This is a genomic window from Arthrobacter sp. StoSoilB5, from assembly GCF_019977235.1.
In the GTDB taxonomy this organism is placed as follows: Bacteria; Actinomycetota; Actinomycetes; order Actinomycetales; family Micrococcaceae; genus Arthrobacter.
In genome coordinates, this window is sequence record NZ_AP024646.1 from 827,609 (window position 1) to 843,895 (window position 16,287).

General features: G+C 63.4%; 15 protein-coding genes. 11 read left to right on the forward strand and 4 right to left on the reverse strand.

Translation table 11 applies throughout. The features are described from left to right. The first annotated feature begins 16 nt into the window (after window positions 1-16). The 4 genes from LDN75_RS03960 (at window position 17) to LDN75_RS03975 (ending at window position 3,229) form a co-directional block, all read left to right on the forward strand. Window positions 17-658 (forward strand): bacterial proteasome activator family protein, encoded by a 642-nt coding sequence (locus LDN75_RS03960; RefSeq protein ID WP_223935880.1) that lies wholly within the window; start codon window positions 17-19, stop codon window positions 656-658. Between the two features lie 8 nt (window positions 659-666). After that, the gene (locus LDN75_RS03965; RefSeq protein WP_223935881.1) at window positions 667-1,107 is read left to right on the forward strand and encodes a hypothetical protein; all 441 of its coding nucleotides are present in this window, start codon (window positions 667-669) and stop codon (window positions 1,105-1,107) included. 132 nt (window positions 1,108-1,239) lie between these two features. Beyond that, the gene (locus tag LDN75_RS03970; protein ID WP_223935882.1) at window positions 1,240-2,079 is read left to right on the forward strand and encodes an aldo/keto reductase; all 840 of its coding nucleotides are present in this window, start codon (window positions 1,240-1,242) and stop codon (window positions 2,077-2,079) included. A 193-nt stretch (window positions 2,080-2,272) separates the two neighbouring features. After that, window positions 2,273-3,229, forward strand: a complete 957-nt coding sequence (locus LDN75_RS03975) for an AsnC family transcriptional regulator (protein WP_223935883.1) — start codon at window positions 2,273-2,275, stop codon at window positions 3,227-3,229. On the opposite strand, the gene LDN75_RS03980 is transcribed toward LDN75_RS03975, so the two are convergent. Beyond that, window positions 3,210-4,676, reverse strand: coding sequence for an amidase (locus LDN75_RS03980; protein WP_223935884.1), 1,467 nt, complete (start codon window positions 4,674-4,676; stop codon window positions 3,210-3,212). The genes LDN75_RS03975 and LDN75_RS03980 overlap by 20 nt on opposite strands. A gap of 271 nt (window positions 4,677-4,947) precedes the next feature. Between LDN75_RS03980 and LDN75_RS03985 the strand changes: the two genes are divergently transcribed. The 5 genes from LDN75_RS03985 to LDN75_RS04005 are packed head-to-tail and all read left to right on the forward strand — an operon-like array spanning window position 4,948 to window position 10,620. Then, a complete protein-coding gene (locus tag LDN75_RS03985; protein ID WP_223937475.1) occupies window positions 4,948-5,724 on the forward strand; it encodes a DUF5058 family protein in 777 nt (258 codons plus the stop codon). Between the two features lie 52 nt (window positions 5,725-5,776). Continuing rightward, complete coding sequence (locus tag LDN75_RS03990; protein ID WP_223935885.1) at window positions 5,777-6,508, forward strand: hypothetical protein; 732 nt, start codon at window positions 5,777-5,779, stop codon at window positions 6,506-6,508. Window positions 6,509-6,557: 49 nt separating this feature from the next. Next, on the forward strand, window positions 6,558-7,787 hold the full coding sequence (locus tag LDN75_RS03995; protein WP_223935886.1) for an amidohydrolase: 1,230 nt from the start codon (window positions 6,558-6,560) through the stop codon (window positions 7,785-7,787). Window positions 7,788-7,806: 19 nt separating this feature from the next. Beyond that, window positions 7,807-9,072, forward strand: a complete 1,266-nt coding sequence (locus tag LDN75_RS04000; RefSeq protein ID WP_223935887.1) for a CoA transferase — start codon at window positions 7,807-7,809, stop codon at window positions 9,070-9,072. Further along, entirely contained in the window at window positions 9,073-10,620 is a 1,548-nt protein-coding gene (locus tag LDN75_RS04005; protein ID WP_223935888.1) for a carboxyl transferase domain-containing protein, read from the forward strand. A 66-nt stretch (window positions 10,621-10,686) separates the two neighbouring features. Here the strand turns inward: LDN75_RS04005 and LDN75_RS04010 are convergent, their stop codons facing one another. From LDN75_RS04010 to LDN75_RS04020, 3 genes are read right to left on the reverse strand one after another with little or no spacing between them, the layout of a single operon-like run. Beyond that, entirely contained in the window at window positions 10,687-12,111 is a 1,425-nt protein-coding gene (locus tag LDN75_RS04010) for an amidohydrolase family protein (protein WP_223935889.1), read from the reverse strand. Between the two features lie 8 nt (window positions 12,112-12,119). Next, window positions 12,120-13,076 (reverse strand): acetamidase/formamidase family protein, encoded by a 957-nt coding sequence (locus LDN75_RS04015; protein ID WP_223935890.1) that lies wholly within the window; start codon window positions 13,074-13,076, stop codon window positions 12,120-12,122. A 12-nt stretch (window positions 13,077-13,088) separates the two neighbouring features. Continuing rightward, on the reverse strand, window positions 13,089-14,063 hold the full coding sequence (locus LDN75_RS04020; protein WP_223935891.1) for a branched-chain amino acid transaminase: 975 nt from the start codon (window positions 14,061-14,063) through the stop codon (window positions 13,089-13,091). Window positions 14,064-14,505: 442 nt separating this feature from the next. Between LDN75_RS04020 and LDN75_RS04025 the strand changes: the two genes are divergently transcribed. Continuing rightward, complete coding sequence (locus tag LDN75_RS04025) at window positions 14,506-15,393, forward strand: ABC transporter permease (protein WP_223935892.1); 888 nt, start codon at window positions 14,506-14,508, stop codon at window positions 15,391-15,393. Next, window positions 15,390-16,286: an ABC transporter ATP-binding protein gene (locus LDN75_RS04030; RefSeq protein WP_223935893.1), complete on the forward strand. Its 897-nt coding sequence runs from the start codon at window positions 15,390-15,392 to the stop codon at window positions 16,284-16,286. The genes LDN75_RS04025 and LDN75_RS04030 overlap by 4 nt, the downstream gene beginning before the upstream one ends. Window position 16,287: the final 1 nt, after the last annotated feature.

Consider the following 16,287-nt stretch of genomic DNA (forward strand, 5'->3'; position numbering starts at 1 on the left):
ATGAGAGTATGAACGGATGAGCGATCTGAACGACATTCAGCCCACGGATGAGGCTTCGGACGACACCCCCGTGGAAGGAACCACCCTGGACGAGGACACAGTCGCGCCCAGCGAACCGCAGCCCGGCGAAGGGGTGCCTGCCAAGGATTCCAAGCCCAGGGGCGCCAGCGTACAGGAACTTGTTGACGAGCCAGCCAAGGTGATGAGGATCGGCACCATGATCCGCCAGCTCCTTGAAGAGGTGAAAAGTGCCCCGCTGGACGATGCTGCCAGGGGCCGGCTGGCAGAGATTCACGAGCGCTCCATCAAGGAACTTGAGGACGGACTTGCTCCGGAGCTCATCGAAGAGCTGGAACGCATCAGCCTTCCCTTTCCGGATAAGAAGGCGCCGACGGACGCAGAACTTCGTATCGCCCAGGCCCAGCTTGTCGGCTGGTTGGAGGGGCTTTTCCACGGCATCCAGGCTGCGATTGCGGCACAGCAGGCCGCAAAGGCGCAGATGCAACTCCGTCAGCTTCCGCCGGGAACTGTCATTGCGCCCGGCGTTATCATCGGCGAAAACGGTCAACCCCAGAGGGCAACCGCACCGGGTGCCCCCGGCGCGGCCGCCCAAGGCCGGCCCGAAGAGCCGGATCACGGCCCCGGCCAGTACCTCTGAGCTTGACCGTGGGTTTCTTTGGGGCCGTCCGGCAAGGACGGAAGGACGATCTTGAACTCGGCAAGGGGCTCTGGCGGCGCGCCCATGATCGCTTTCACCGCGGGTTGGACCGGTACCACCAGGTTCTTGAGGGCGTCGACGACGAGCAGCTTTACAACGAACTTGTAGAGATCGCGAACGAACTGGCCGAGTTGTCGCCACGTGTGAGGATCATCTGCGTTGAAGCCCAAAGGCGCGCGCCAAGCGACGGCCTGGACGTTCCTGGTTCACTCGCCGGTGTCCACCGCGCCCTTTCCAAAGCTGGTAACTCATTGGCCACCACAGCTGAGGCAGCGGCCATGCTGCGGCTGGCGGTGGGCCCCGTCCCCGTGGGCGCATTGTCCGTTCGGCGTCGGGCGGAATCGGTTTTCGAGCAGGTTGCCGACGCCGAACGTCAGCTGCGGGACTAGCGCATCCAACATGGGAAGCGTGTGCAACTACAGGCGCGCGCCTCTATTTCCACATTGCAAGAAGTTAAGCGGATAGCTGATCTCTGTAATATTTGGTGCCTCAGGCAACTCAGTGCTGGCAGGATGGCACTCATGACTTCGTCACCAACACTTACTTTTAACGACGGCAACACCATTCCCCAGCTCGGCTACGGGGTGTGGCAAGTTGAAGACGATGTAGCCGAAAAAGTTGTGCGCCAGGCGTTCGAAGCCGGATTCCGCCACATCGACACCGCAAAGATTTACGGGAATGAGTCCGGCGTAGGCCGCGCAATTGCTTCCTCGGGCCTTTCTGCCGAAGAAATCTTCATCACCACCAAGCTGTGGAACGCCGACCAAGGCTATGAAACCACGCTTGAAGCTTTCGAGGCTTCCATGGACCGACTCGGCCTGGAGACCTTGGACCTCTACCTGATCCACTGGCAGCAGCCCCAGCAGGACAAGTTCGTGGACACCTGGAAGGCCCTGATCGAGCTGAAGAAACGCGGCCGGGTCAAGTCGATCGGTGTTTCAAACTTCACCAAGGAAGGCCTGCAGCGCATCATCGATGAGACCGGCGTTGTCCCGGCCATCAACCAGGTGGAGCTGCACCCGTTCTTCAACCAGGCTGACTTGCGCGAGTTCAACGCGTCCAAGGGCATTCTGACCCAGGCCTGGTCCCCGCTGGGACAGGGCGGGGAGCTGCTTGAGAACACCACGGTGGCCGAGATTGCCGCCAAGCATGGTGCCACCCCAGCGCAGGTTGTCATTGCCTGGCACCTTGCTATCGGCAACGTCGTGATCCCCAAGTCCGTGACCGAGTCCCGCATCCAGGAGAACTTCGCGGCGCTGAACGTCACGCTGGACGCGGCCGACATCGAGGCCATCAACGCCCTCGACCGCGGCGCCGAAGGCCGTATCGGTCCGGACCCGGCGGTATCCGACTTCGCCTAAACCCGAAGCCCGGCCCGGTGCCCGGCCCAACCCGGGGACAGATAACGGACTTCTGACGGCTCAGAGCGACGTTGTCTGTCCCCCCAGTTGGGGCCGGGCACCTGCAGTTAACGCACGACGGCGGTACTCGTCACCGGGGCGCAGCACCCCGAAGTCCGTGGTGAAATTGAGCGACGCAACGGACGGAGTTCGCATGGTGGTGCTTGACGCATTGGAACGGCAGATTGTCGCTGCCCTCCAACTGGATCCGCGCTGTCCTTGGCGCAAGATGGCCGCTGTGCTCGGTGAAGCTGAGCGGACAGTGGCCCGCCGGGGATCCCAGCTCTTGGAATCCGGGGCCGTCGCCGTGGTGGGGATACGCCCCAGGCCGACTGCAGTCCTCGTGGAGATGCGCTGCACTCCGGGAACAGTGCGTGCCGCTGCACAAGCACTCGCGCAGCGCACCGACACCACGTTCGTCTACACCACCACGGGCACCGGCGATTGCGTTGCCGAAATCCTCACCGAACCAAACCACATGGGCGATGTCCTCTCCGATGAGTTGCCCTCAACCATCGGGCTGCGCGACTCCACCAGCTACCCCGTATTGCGCTACTTCCGGACCATCCGGGGCTGGCGGCCCGAGATCCTGACCGCGGACAGGGCTGAAGCGCTTCGCTCGAGTTTGACGTCCGACTCAGGCATCCTGGAGCCCCGGCGGGAACTGAACCGCCAGGACACTGAACTGGTGGACGCGTTGTGTGCGGATGGCCGAATGAGTTTCGAGGCACTCGGGCGGCGGGTCGGCGTCTCCGAGGCTACTGCCAGGCGCCGCAGCGAATGGCTCCTGGCCAACAACCAGGTCCAACTCCGAGCGGTCGTTGAACCCGCGTCCTTTGGACTGGCCGTAGAGGCGTTGCTCTGGATCCGCGCTTCGCCGCAACACGTTGAGCAGCTCGGCAAAGGCCTGGCGGAGCTTCCGGTGGTTCGCTACGCAGCCGCGATCGCAGGCGACTACCAGCTCGTTGCGGATGTGACCGTGGGCGACATGTCCTCCCTCTACCGCTTCATCACGGGCTCGGATTGGGCGCAGTACGCTGCAGGCGTCGACGTCTCCATCCTGCTCGACGCCCGGAAGCGCGGCGGACGGCTCATGCGGCCGTCGTCGTAAGCGTTGCTTCGCCCGCTGGTGTGTCGGCCCCGGCCGCAATGACTGGAGCGACGGCGGCGTATCCGGTCTGCTGCTCGAAGGCGCGGCCCCACCGGAGAAGCTGCATGTCCGTGTAGTGGTTGCTGGCGAGCTGGAGGCCGATGGGCAGGCCGGCGGAGCTGAATCCGGCGGGCATGCTGAGCACGGGCAACCCCGTGGCGGACAATAGGCAAGCGGAGCGCATCCAGTCCAAGTAGGTTTCGGAGGCCGTGCCGGCTACGTCCAAGGGGTACCGCAGCGTTGCGTCGAAAGGCAGGACTTGGGCGCAGGGGCTGGCGAAGAGGTCGTAGCGCCCGAAGAACTCCTGCACGCTCTTTTCAAGCCGGGTCCGGGCCGCCGCGGTCTCGATGAGATCCCGGGCGGTCAAACCCAGGCCCTTGTTCACATTCCAATGAACTTCGGGCTTGATGAGGTCCCCGGCGCGTTCCAGGATCGGCCCGAGGCCGGCGGCGAAGTCCATGGCCCGCGTGTTGCCGAAGACCAAGTCCGCCTCGCTGAAATCCGGCGCGGCCTCTTCCACCACCGCTCCAAGGCTCTCGAAGACTGCCAGCTGCCGCTCTAGGTGCTCCAGGATCTCGGGCTCCACGGGTACCCCAATGCCGAAGTCCCGTGACCAGCCAATGCGCACCCCGCGCATGTCGGTCTCCAGTCCGGCCCGGAATACCTGCGGATCAAGACCTGCCGGATGTGGAACGCGAGGGTCTTTGCCGGCTGTGACGGACATGAACAAGGCGATGTCCTCAACGCTCCTGGCCATGGGCCCGGTCCGCCCCAGCCACGCATAGGCGTTGACGTCGGATGGCATGGGGATGACCGCCGTCGACGGCCGGAAGCCGACCACATTGCAGAAGGAGGCCGGGATGCGAAGCGAGCCGCCCATGTCGCTGCCGTCGCCGATGCTCTGGACGCGGGACGCGACGACGGCGGCAACCCCACCGCTGCTCCCGCCCGCGCTCAGGGTGGGCGCGTAGGGGTTGGTGGTGGTGCCGAAGAGCTCGTTGAAGGTGTGTGAACCCGCTCCGAACTCGGGAACATTGGATTTTCCGGTGCTGACCACCCCGGCCGCTTTCAAGCGTGCAACGATCAGGTCGTCGGCGTCGGGAATGAAGTCGCGCAACGCAAGCGACCCCTGGGTGGTGCGCATCCCGGCGGTGTTGTTGGTGTCCTTGTGCGTCATGGGCAGGCCGTGGAGGGGCGGGAGTTCCGCACCGGATGCGGTGAGCTGGTCGGCGCGGTGCGCCAGGTCCTGCGCACCTTCCGGGTCGAGGGTGACCACGGCGTTGATGATTGGGTTTACCTGGGCGATCCGCTCCAGATGCGCGGCCAGGGCCTCGCGTGCCGAGACCTTCTTCTCCCGGATGGCCGCGGTGAGTTCGACGGCGGACAGCTCGCCAATGGTGTCAGGCATGGTGCTCCTTTGCTGGGTGTTCTCTGCCTGAAAGTGTGCCCCGTCACATCAGGCCGCGGAAGTCTGTGCTTGTAAGGAGTCCGGTTTGACTATTTCGGCCAATCCAGTGGCTGATTCCGTCAGCTATTGCGTGTGATCCGGCTCATAGTGGAAGGTGTTGCTAACCCACTGGCCGATCTGGTCGTTGGGGAAGGATTTGCCCTTAGCGCAGTACGTACCGGACAAGGACGTCGACCGCGGACTGGCGCCGGGCACCAACCGGAGGTTCCCCATGTATCAACCCCTGGCACTTCAATCCCTCGCACTCCAACCGTTCGCCGCGAACGGCTCAACCGACATCCTGTCCATCGCGAACAACCCAGTCCTGTGGATCTGCGTTGCCGGCGTCTTCGGCGTCATCATCATCCAGTCCCTCATTTTTATGAAGGCGGCCCGCCGTGCAGCTCCCTCAGTGGACATGAGCGCACAGGACATCAAGACGTCATTACGCTCCGGAGCCGTTTCGGCGATCGGACCTTCACTCGCCGTTTCACTCGTAGCCATTGCCCTGTTGGGACTCTTTGGTGCGCCGGCTGTCCTGTCCAGGATTGGCCTGATCGGCTCGGCCGCCTACGACGTATCCGCAGCCGGCATCGCCGCAGGTTCAATGGGAGCAAAACTCGGCGATGCCAGCTATACGCAGAGCGTCTTCGCGGTCGCGTTCTTCGCCATGAGCATCGGCGGCGCGATGTGGATGCTTGCCACCCTGATCTTGACCCCGCTGCTCCGCAAGGGCGACGCCAAGATCCGATCCGTGAACCCGGCGGCCATGGCGATCGTCCCGGCAGCCGCCCTGATCGGCGCGTTCTCCTGCCTGGGACTCACCGAGCTGCCGAAATCCGGGGTCCACGTCCTGTCCTTCGTCGTCTCGGCGGCGGTCATGGGTATTTGCCTGCTGCTGGCCAAGAAGCTCGGCAAGAGCTGGCTGCGCGAATGGGGACTGGGATTCTCAATCGTCATCGGCTTGGGCGCTGCCTACCTCGCCGTCGGTCCGGCCGTCGGCGCCTGACCCAACTCCGGCCTGCAGCCCCTGACCTTTGAGCACGAAAGGAACACCCCTCATGTCTTCCATTACCTCCGCTCCTGCCACCACCAATACCGCCATGGCGGACTTCAACCGCACCACGTCCCGCTGGGGACAGATCACCATGATCGGTGGATTACTGATCTCCATCGCCGGGCCCCTGTATCTGGTCTTTGCCAGCGGCCTCGACATCGGCCCTGCCCAACTCTGGATTGCCTTCGCTGCCGTCGCCGCAACCTTCGGCATCATCTGGATCGTTGAGCCGCTCACGTACTTCCCGATCCTCGGGCCGGCCGCCATGTACCAGGCCTTCATGATCGGCAACATCTCCAACAAGCTCCTGCCGGCGGCCTTGATCGCCCAAACCAACATCGGCGCAAAGCCGGGCAGCAAGCGCGCGGAGCTTGCCGCCGTCGTCGCTATCTGCGGTGCTGCCGCAGTCCACCTGATCTCCCTCGCGATCTTCGTCGGGCTGCTGGGCAGCTGGCTGATCAGCGTCATTCCGCCGTCTGTACTGCTCGTGACCCGGTTGTACGTGCTGCCCACCGTCCTGGGGGCCGTCCTGGTCCAGGCCATCGTGTCCATGAAGCAGCCACGCACCACGGTGTTCGCGCTGCTGGTCTCGGCAGTCGTGGTGTTCGTGGTCCTGCCGTTTGTGCCTTCGCTCGCCATGGTGTCCACGGCCATCGCAGTGCTGGGCACGATCTTGCTGGCTTGGTTCTTCCGCGGAAAGCAGGTCATGGAGGCCAAGCCGATCCACATCGAGTAGCGGCCAGGCCCGAAGCAACTCCCGACTGACAAACAAGGACGACAGGACCATGACCCAAACAGCTACCGCACTTCAGCTCGACAGCGAACAGACAACCAAGCTTCACACCCTGTACCGGCACCTGCACGCCCACCCGGAGCTTTCCATGCAGGAGTTCGCCACCGCCACGCTCATCGAGGAACAGTTGGACGGCCTCGGCATTGAGCATTTCCGTTGCGGAGGTACGGGCGTGGTGGGCATCCTTCGGAACGGTGAGGGTCCCGTGGTGGCCTTCCGCGCGGATACCGATGGCTTGCCCATCGAGGAAGCAACGGGCCTGGAATACTCCAGTACGGATACTGGAACGCTGCCTGACGGCTCAACGGTGCCGGTGATGCACGGTTGCGGCCACGATACCCACGTGGCCAGCCTTCTGGGCGCCGCTGAGGTCTTGGCCGGAAACCTCGACGCCTGGTCCGGAACGTTGGTGCTGATCTTCCAGCCGGGCGAGGAGACCGCGGCCGGTGCGCTCGCCATGCTCGAAGACGGACTGTGGGACAGAGCGCCACGTCCTGAAGTGGTCTTTGGCCAGCACGTCATGCCGCGCCCTGTTGGTACGGTCTCCATTTCCAGCGGCCCCGTGGCAGCCATGGCAGATTCGCTGAAGGTTACCGTCCACGGACAGCAATCACACGGCTCGCAGCCGCAGGATTCCATCGACCCCATCGTTATGGCCGCGCACATGGTCACCCGGTTGCAAGGGATCGTGTCCCGTGAGCTGGACCCCCGGAAGTCCGCCGTCGTGACCGTGGGGACGTTCCACGCGGGCCTCAAGGAGAACATCATTCCGGCTTCCGCGGAATTCACCCTGAACATCCGCACTTTCAACGAGGACGTCCGCGGACAGGTCCTTGCGGCCGTCCGCCGCATTATCGACGCCGAGGCTGCCGCCTCCGGCGCCCCGAAGCCTGTGATCGAGGAGATGTACCGCTTCCCGCAGTGCTTCAACGATCCCGACGCCGTTCCTGCAGTGATCGAGGCACTGCGCGCCGGGTTGGGGGCTGAATCGGTGGAAATCACCCCGCCGATGATGGGCAGCGAAGACTTCGGACACCTGGGAACAGCGATCGGTGTGCCGTCCGTGTTCTGGATGTTCGGCGGTACTCCTGCAGCCGGGCACGACGGTCCCGGGCCCATCCCCGTGAACCACTCGCCATTCTTCGCCCCCGAGCTGGAAGGCTCCCTGGCCGGAGGCGTCTCGGCCGCCGTCGCCGTGCTGATGTCCCGGCTGGGCAACTGACATATTCAAGGACATTCCCATGACTTCAGCTCTGACCGGTTCTCTAACCCAACCACAAAGCTCTACAGAGGTACCGCCATCGATAAGCCCGTCTCTGCAAGGAACCCAAGGCCCGCTCACAGGCAGGCTCGTGGTGGATCTCAGCCGGGCGCTTGCCGGCCCGCACGCCGCCATGATGATGGGCGATCTTGGAGCGCGGGTCATCAAAATTGAAAACCCCGTCACGGGAGACGATACCCGCGGGTGGGGTCCACCGTTCGTGGGTCCCGAGGACGATCCGCAAGCTACGTACTTCCTTTCCTGCAACCGCAATAAGGAATCCCTCACGCTGGACCTCAAGAGCGACGATGGCCGCACCGTCCTCCGCCAACTGCTGGAGCGCGCCGACGTCGTAGTGGAAAACTTCCGGCCCGGTGTCCTGGAACGGCTCGGCTTCAGCACCGACGCCATGCACCTCATCAACCCGCGCCTGGTGATCCTGTCCATTACCGGGTTCGGGCACGACGGTCCGGAATCACACCGAAGCGGCTATGACCAGATCCTGCAGGGCGAAGCCGGGCTCATGTCCCTCACGGGTTCCGGTCCCAATGATCCGCAGCGGGTGGGTGTGCCGATCGCCGATCTCCTGTCCGGGATGTACGGCGCGTATGGCGTGGTGGCTGCTTTGCTGGAACGGGAACATACGGGCCGGGGCCAAGTCGTGCGGACTTCCCTGCTTGCCTCCCTTGTGGGTGTTCATGCCTTCCAAGGCACCAAGGTCACGGTCGCCGGTGAAGCCCCGGAGGCGCAGGGAAATCATCACCCGTCCATTGCGCCGTACGGGCTCTTCCGATGCAGGGGTGGCAGCGTCCAGATCAGCGTCGGGAGCGAGAAACTGTGGGCCGCGTTTGCTGTGGCCTTTGGAATCGACGCCTCTGAACCGGGTCTTGCAAGCAATGCGGAACGGGTCCGGAACCGCTCCCACGTCATCGACATCGTGGAGGCCGCCTTCGCCGATTACGACGCCGAGCCGCTCCTCGCCAAGCTCAGCGACGCTGGCATTCCAGCCGGGAAAGTGCGGACCCTCAAGGAAGTCTTCGAGTGGCCGCAGCTTGCCTCGCAAGGACTGCTTGTGGACGTCGATCACCCCGTTCTGGGGCCCGTCACTTTGCCGGGGCCGCCGCTGCGCTTTTTCGACAACATTGACGGTACGGAGTCCACTCGCAGCGCCCACACCGCGCCGCCACTGCTCAACCAGCACGGCGACGGCATCCGCGAATGGCTGGCCGCCGGGGAGGTGGGCTGAATGGCGTCAACTGCCACCCGCCGTCGGCTTGCAGTCCGTGAACTGCTGGAAACCATGCTCGACGCCGGGACGTTCGTTTCGTGGGATCGTCCGGTTAGTGGCGCGGCGGGTTCTCCGGGTGCAGCTGGCGCTGTGACCGCTGGCTACGCTGCCGACCTGGAAGCGGCGCGCGAGAAGTCCGGCAGCGATGAGTCCGTCCTCACGGGGGAAGGCCGGATACGCAACCACCGCGTGGTGATAGTCGCGTCCGATTTCGCCTTCCTGGCCGGCTCGATCGGGCGGGACGCGGCACAAAGGCTCGTAGCCGCCGTCGAACGTGCCACGGACCTGGGCCTCCCGCTCGTGGCCATGCCGGCGTCGGGCGGAACTCGTATGCAAGAGGGGACCAGTGCGTTCCTGACCATGGTGGAAATTGTGGCCGCCGTCCAGGCGCATCGATCAGCTGGCTTGCCGTATCTGGTGTACCTGAGGCATCCGACCACCGGGGGTGTCATGGCGTCGTGGGGTTCGTTGGGGCACGTCACCGCGGCCGAGCCGGGTGCCCTCTTGGGATTCCTGGGCCCGAGGGTTTTCGAGGCTTTGCAGAGCGAAACGTTCCCCTCCGGCGTGCAGACCGCGGAAAACCTTTTCGATCATGGCCTGGTGGATGCCGTGGTACCTCCGGAAGCTCTGGGGGATTACTTCGGGCGTGTGCTGGACCTGCTGCGGCCGGCCCGTGCGCGCGAGGCTATGGAGTCGCGGCCGGCGTCCGCGGATCTTTCCGGATCCCGCCCAGCGGACGCAGGCGCCTGGCAGTCCGTGCAGCGCTCGAGGGATCCGTTGCGACCCTCCACAGTGGAGCTCTTGAAGGAAGCCGCAGGCAGCGTGGTGCTGCTGCGCGGCGCGGGTGATGGCTCCAAGGACCTGGGCATGCTCGTGGCGCTCGCGCGGTTCGGCGCCACGTCCTGCGTGGTAGTGGGGCATCAACGTTCTTCTCCTACTGAAGACAGCCCCATCGCCATGGGGCCGGCCTCGCTGCGGGACGCCCGACGCGGGATGCGCCTGGCCAAGGAACTGCGGCTCCCGCTTGTCACAGTGATCGACACCCCCGGCGCGGCGCTCTCGAAGGAAGCCGAAGAGGGTGGGCTGGCCACCGAAATCGCCCGGTCCCTCTATGACCTGCTGGGCCTCGGAACGCCAACGTTATCGGTCATGATGGGCCAAGGTACCGGGGGAGGGGCACTGGCACTGCTGCCCGCCGACCGGACCATCGCCGCCCGGAACGCCTGGCTCGCACCGCTGCCGCCGGAGGGTGCCAGCGCCATTGTGCACCGGAGCGTTTCGCACGCACCGGCACTCGCGGAGAGCCAGGGCATCGCGGCCGCCGCGCTCGCAGCAAGCGGAGTGGTGGACGTGGTGGTGGAGGAGAATCCCGATGCGGCGGAAGAACCCGTTGACTTCTGCCGCCGCATCGGTGACGCGATCGCCGTCGAGCTCCAAGGCCTTGCCCGGCGGGGTGCCCCCGGGCTCCAGCAGCGACGCGCAAAGTATCGCGCACTGGTGTCGTAGCCGGGCCGGAGCCCTGCCCGTTCCACGGCCAACGGGCAGGGCCTCAACCTATCCTCGCGTTCTGGGTCAGCAGGCCGGCCGGTTGAGTACGTCGCTGGACACCCGCTGCTTGAGCAGCGAGCCACCCGGGCCGGTCAGCAACTTCCGGTCTTCCACCATGACGGTCCCGCGCAGTACTGTCATGCTTGGCCACGCCGCTACGCGGTAGCCCTCCCATGGCGTGTAGTCCGCCTCGTGGAGGTCCGAGGCGGTGATCCGGCGGTCCACGCTGGTGTCCAGAACTGCCAGGTCCGCGTCGCTGCCAATGGCGATGACGCCCTTCTGTGGGTAGAGGCCGAGGATCTTCGCGGCATTGGCACTGGTGATGTCAACGAAACGCGTCAGGTCCAGTCCACGCTTTGAGACGCCCTCGGTGTAGGCCACCGCCATGCGCATCTCCACGCCAGCGTGACCGCCGGTTGCGTCCATAATTGTCTTTCCACGCGTCTTGACGTCAAGGTCTGTGCAGACTCCGTCAGTAGCAAGCGTGCTGAGCGAGCCCTCCAGCAGCGACTCCCACATCGAATCCCGGTCTGTCTCAGACTTCAACGATGGATAGGTGTGGTAAATGGCGCCATTCTTCTGCCGGTAATCGTCGGCGGTGAAATACGCGTAGTGGGGAAGGATTTCTCCATAAACCGCCTGGCCGCGTCCGCGGGCCTCGCGGATTGCATCTACACCCTCGCGTGCGCTGACGTGCATCAAATAGATGGGAGCCCCAACATGGTGGGCCAGCGTGATGGCGCGCTGGAAGGAGAGCTTCTCGGACAAATTGTTGTGGGCATGGTGCATATACTCGATGCCGGTCTTGCCTTCGCGCTGCAACTTCTTGTACGAGTACATAACGATGTCATCGTCCTCGGCGTGCACGGCGAGCATTGCTCCGGCAGCTGCCGTCTGTTCCATCAGCCCCCACATGTTGCCCAGATCAGTTTTCTGTTTGGGCCGCGTCGGCGTGGTATTCGTCATCCACACCTTGTAACTGCCGTGGCCCCCAGCCACTGCGTCGGGGATCTGCTCCAGGACCTCGAAGGGGATTTCAGGCTCCTTGAACGTCCCATGCAACGCGTAATCGGTGTAGGTGGAGCCGGCCCACTCGGCGGACTTCCGGGCGAACGACTCAGATAATTCGTCGCCGGGCTTCCAGTGGGCGAAGTCCACCAGCGTGGTTGTGCCGCCATATATGGCGCCCTCACTCACGCGGTCGGGGCCGAAGCACATGATGCCGCTTTCCGCGGCGGTGGGAAGGACCGAGTTGGTGTGTACATGCGGATCGACGCCGCCGGGCACCACCAGTTGACCCTTGAGGTCCACCACGCGCCGGGCTTCATCGGGCGTGCCAAGTCCGGTGGCGCGCAAGGACACGATCTTGCCCTGGGCTATTCCGATGTCAAGGCGTTCGGCGCCTGAGGGCGTGACGACCAATCCATTGGTCAGGAGGAGATCAAACATCGTCAGACCTACGCATTCGTAGTGTCGGTAGTTTCCAAGGAAAACGGTTCAGTGTTGAAATAGCGGGACGCCAGAGTGACCTTGGCCGATACCCGGGCGTTGACCAGTTGTGAAACGGATACGTCCGCGGCTGCGCTCAGCAGCATCGCGGTCTTCTCGCGCGTCCATTGCCTGTCGGCTTGGAGCAGTTCCAGCATGTCGTCCAAGGCGAGCCTTGCCGCCTCATCCAGGGTGTCGCCGTCGCCGATTGTGATGACCGAACCGCCGCTGAGGACCACTGGCCGCTGAATGCCGGCGCCCTCTGCAACTGGAATTGTGGACCGTGGAACAACTGTGCAGGAGAGCCGCACGCTGCCTTCGACCTCCACTGCGGTCAGTGAGCACTCGCCATCGCCCTGCGCCGCGTGCAGGTCACCGGCGTACAACATTGCCTCGGCTACTTGGACAGGGATTACGACGGCAGAACCTGCAGTTACGTCCTTGCAGTCCATATTGCCGCCGTGGATTCCTACCGTGCTGGAGTTCGGACCGACGCCCACAGGCGCCACTCCGATTTTTCCCACCATTGGACGGACAGGAATGGCGGTGTCCTCGTCAAACACAACATGCCCGTCCACGATTTCCACCACGTGACCAGCCCGGCCCAAGCCGTCGGTGAATCCGCCCCTTCCTGGCAGGGTGACCATCGCGCCGCGAGGGTCAATCCTGATCTCGTGGATGTCTATCCGCAGGACATCGCCCGCGTTCACTCCCCGGACGGCGACCGGACCGGTGACGGGGATGGACAGTTTCTCGTACTCCCCGGTCTCCTCGAAGAGGCCTCCGGTGAGCAGGCTGCGCGCATCCAGCCAGAAATGCTCGCCCTGATCGACGGTAAGTTCTGGTTTGGCTCCGGACTCGAAGGATAGTGAGGCGTTGCCAAATCCGACGCGCGGCACTTCTTGCAGCGTCTGTGTTTCGTTCATTGGTGCCTCCATTCAGGACGGGTAGACGGGAATGGCCCAGTTCTGGTCTTGGGCGACCTGTCCGATCACGGCCCGCCTGTAGAGGTCCTGGAGGCTGCGGGTGAGGTCCCCGGCTGTTCCGTTGCCGATAGTGGTGCGGTCAACCGAGGCAACGTGGTTTACCTCGGCGGCACTGCCGCAGACAAACACTTCGTCAGCTGAGTACAGTTCGGTGCGGTCGATGGGCCGGACGTCGACGTCGAGGCCGAGTTCAGTCCGGGCGAGGTGCAGAACGCTGTCCCGCGTGATTCCCTCAAGGATGCTGTCGGTGACGGGAGGAGTGCACAGCCTCCCTTGGCGGACCATGAAGACGTTGTAACCGGCGCCTTCGGCCACATGTCCACTTTCGGTAAGAAGCAGCGCCGCGTCATAGCCGTTTCGCTTGGCTTCCAACAGGGCCAGCCTCCCGTTCTGGTAATTGGCAATTGACTTGACCCTGGGCGGCATGGACCGATCAGAGAGGCGGGCCCAGCTGCTGATCTGCACATCCAGGCCGGTAGCGCCGAAGTAATTGCCCATGGGAATTGCTGCCATAAAGACGGTGGAGGGACCCGTGTCCTCAGGTTTGCCATCTTTGGAGTCAACGAATACCTGCGCCCGCATGTGCAGATTGCTCCGCAGGTTGTTGGCGCGGATGAGTCCAAGCAGCTGATCGCCGAGTTGATTGATGTCCTGTGGGCCGTCAATTTCCACCACCCGCATGGAATCGATCAGTCGTTTCATATGGTCGGCCACCCTGAAGGCGTACAGCTGCTGATCGTCCTCGCTCCAATACGCGCGGAAGCCCTCAAATACTCCGACGCCATACTTCAGGGATGTGCTCAGCACATGGAGGCGGGCATCGGCATAGTCCACCAGCTCACCGTCGTGCAGGAGGTACTTCACTGGCTGGCCCGGAGGTGGCTGGCGGGTGTCAACTGCGGATGCTGCTTCTTGAAAATCGTCCATGGTGGGTTCCGTTTCCTCTTTTATCCGTGCTGGCGGCGTCGACAGCAGCCAGCTTCATCTCAAGCGGCACTTGCTCACTATATTGAAGTTAGTTGGCAATGGTGTCAATGGTCCAGGGTTGTCGCGTGGCCGCTTTACCGTGTTCAAGTGGCCGCAGAGCGGCGGTCGTGGCACAATCCGCGCTGCAGCTCTCCATCTGCGTCAATCCGGCGATTTTTCCAAAAAAGAGTGCAATTCGTCACACTTGGCGCTACAGTCAAATTCAATAAAGTGATGAGACTTTGATATGAGGCCCTCGCCCGTCAAGGTCCGAACAGGAGCTGAACATGTACCAGCCACCGGTCCGCAGTCAGGACGATCTTCAATACATTGCGAGTGGGCTCAACGCCAGCGCACGCAACTACTCCCTCTCAAACACCCGCGGACTTCGTGAGGAGGCTCCATGAGCATTCAAGGCCTTCCGCGTACCTCGCCCGGCCTCCGCGTCACCGGGTGGGCCCGCCGAGGCCAGAGCCTCTTGATGAACAGGTCCAGCACGATCATGGTCGCCGTCGCGGTGACCATCATTGTGGGATTGCCGCTCATGGCCATGGTGGCTCCGCTGCCGCATGACCCGCTGCGTCCGGATACCGACGCAATCGGTATTGCACCCAACGGGACCCATTGGTTCGGAACTGATGGAAACGGGATGGACATTTTCTCCCGTACCATCGAGGCCGCGAAGCTGGACCTTCCCGTTGCCCTCGCCGCCACGGCACTCTCGCTGGTGGTTGGCGTCCCTTTGGGCCTGTTCGCAACAAGCGGCAAGCTCGGCGATGCCATCATGCGGGTCATTGACGCATTTGCAGCGCTTCCGATCATCGTGATCGCTGTAGTCTCCATCAAGCTGATGGGTGGTGGGGCAACGGACGTGGTCCTTGCGATCGCCATCGTGGCCGCGCCCAGGTTTGTGCGCCTTTCCCGCGCTGCGGCCCTGGCGCTTCGCTCCGCGCGCTACGTGGAGGCTGCGGCGGCGATTGGTTGTTCACCCATCCGCATCGCCTTCAACCACGTCTTCCGCAACGCTTACGGCGTGGTTTTAGTGCAAGCAACGCTTACCGCAGCCAATGCGCTCGGAACCATTGCTGCACTGAACTTCCTTGGCGTAGGCGTGAAGCCTCCTACACCTACGTGGGGGGCAATGATCAACGACGGCGTCAGCATGCTGATTCGTGGGGAATGGTGGGCTGCTGCCTTTCCCACGCTTGCCATGCTCCTGGCGATTGGTTCCCTGAACGTGATCGCCGGGGGAATCGAAACCAAGATCGAGCGAGTGGAAAGGGCACGATGATGACAGGACTTCACGTACAGGACCTCGTCACCGAGTTCCACTCCCGCGGAGGTGTAACGCGGGCCCTGCACGGTATCTCCTTCGATGTCGGCGCCAACGAAGTCGTGGGCATCGTGGGCGAGTCGGGATCAGGGAAGTCCACTGTGGTGCGCTCGGTGATCAAGCTGCTGATGCCTCCCGGGCGTGTCATGGAAGGTACTGCCGAATTCCACGGCCAGGATCTGATCCGTTTGCCGGAGCGGCAAATCCGCCATATCCGTGGCAAAGAGATCGGCTTCGTGGCGCAGAACCCCTTCAGCGCATTGAACCCGGTGGTCCGCATCGAGAAGCAGTTCGCCAACATCGCCAAAGCGCACGGGCTTAGGGCGGACGCCGAATTACGTGGCCGGGCGCTCGACTTATTGGCCTCCTCCGGTGTCAACCAACCCGAACGTGTAATGCGTGGCTATGCGCACGAACTCAGCGGCGGAATGGCACAGCGCGTCGTCATCGCCATGGCGCTGTACCTCAACCCACGGTTGGTTATTGCGGATGAACCGACCACGGCCCTGGACCTCACCGTGCAGCGCCAGGTACTGGACACGCTCACCCGGTTGACGAAGGGGAGTGGCCGGTCGATGTTGATCGTCACCCATGACCTTGGAGTGGTGGCCAACTACTGCGATCGCGTCCTGGTGATGTACCGCGGCCGGATTGTTGAACATGGGCCCGTGTCCGAGGTTTTTGTCCGCCCAAAGGATCCCTACACCGTGTCCTTGCTCGACTCCGTGGTGCAGCCGAAAGCCGCTGTGCCCCGCAAGGTAGAGCCGGAAGCCGAGACGCCTGCCGGTATGCAGCCCAAGACTTCCGACAAAACGAATCCCACCGTTCTCTCTCCATCCAGGAGCGCCTAAC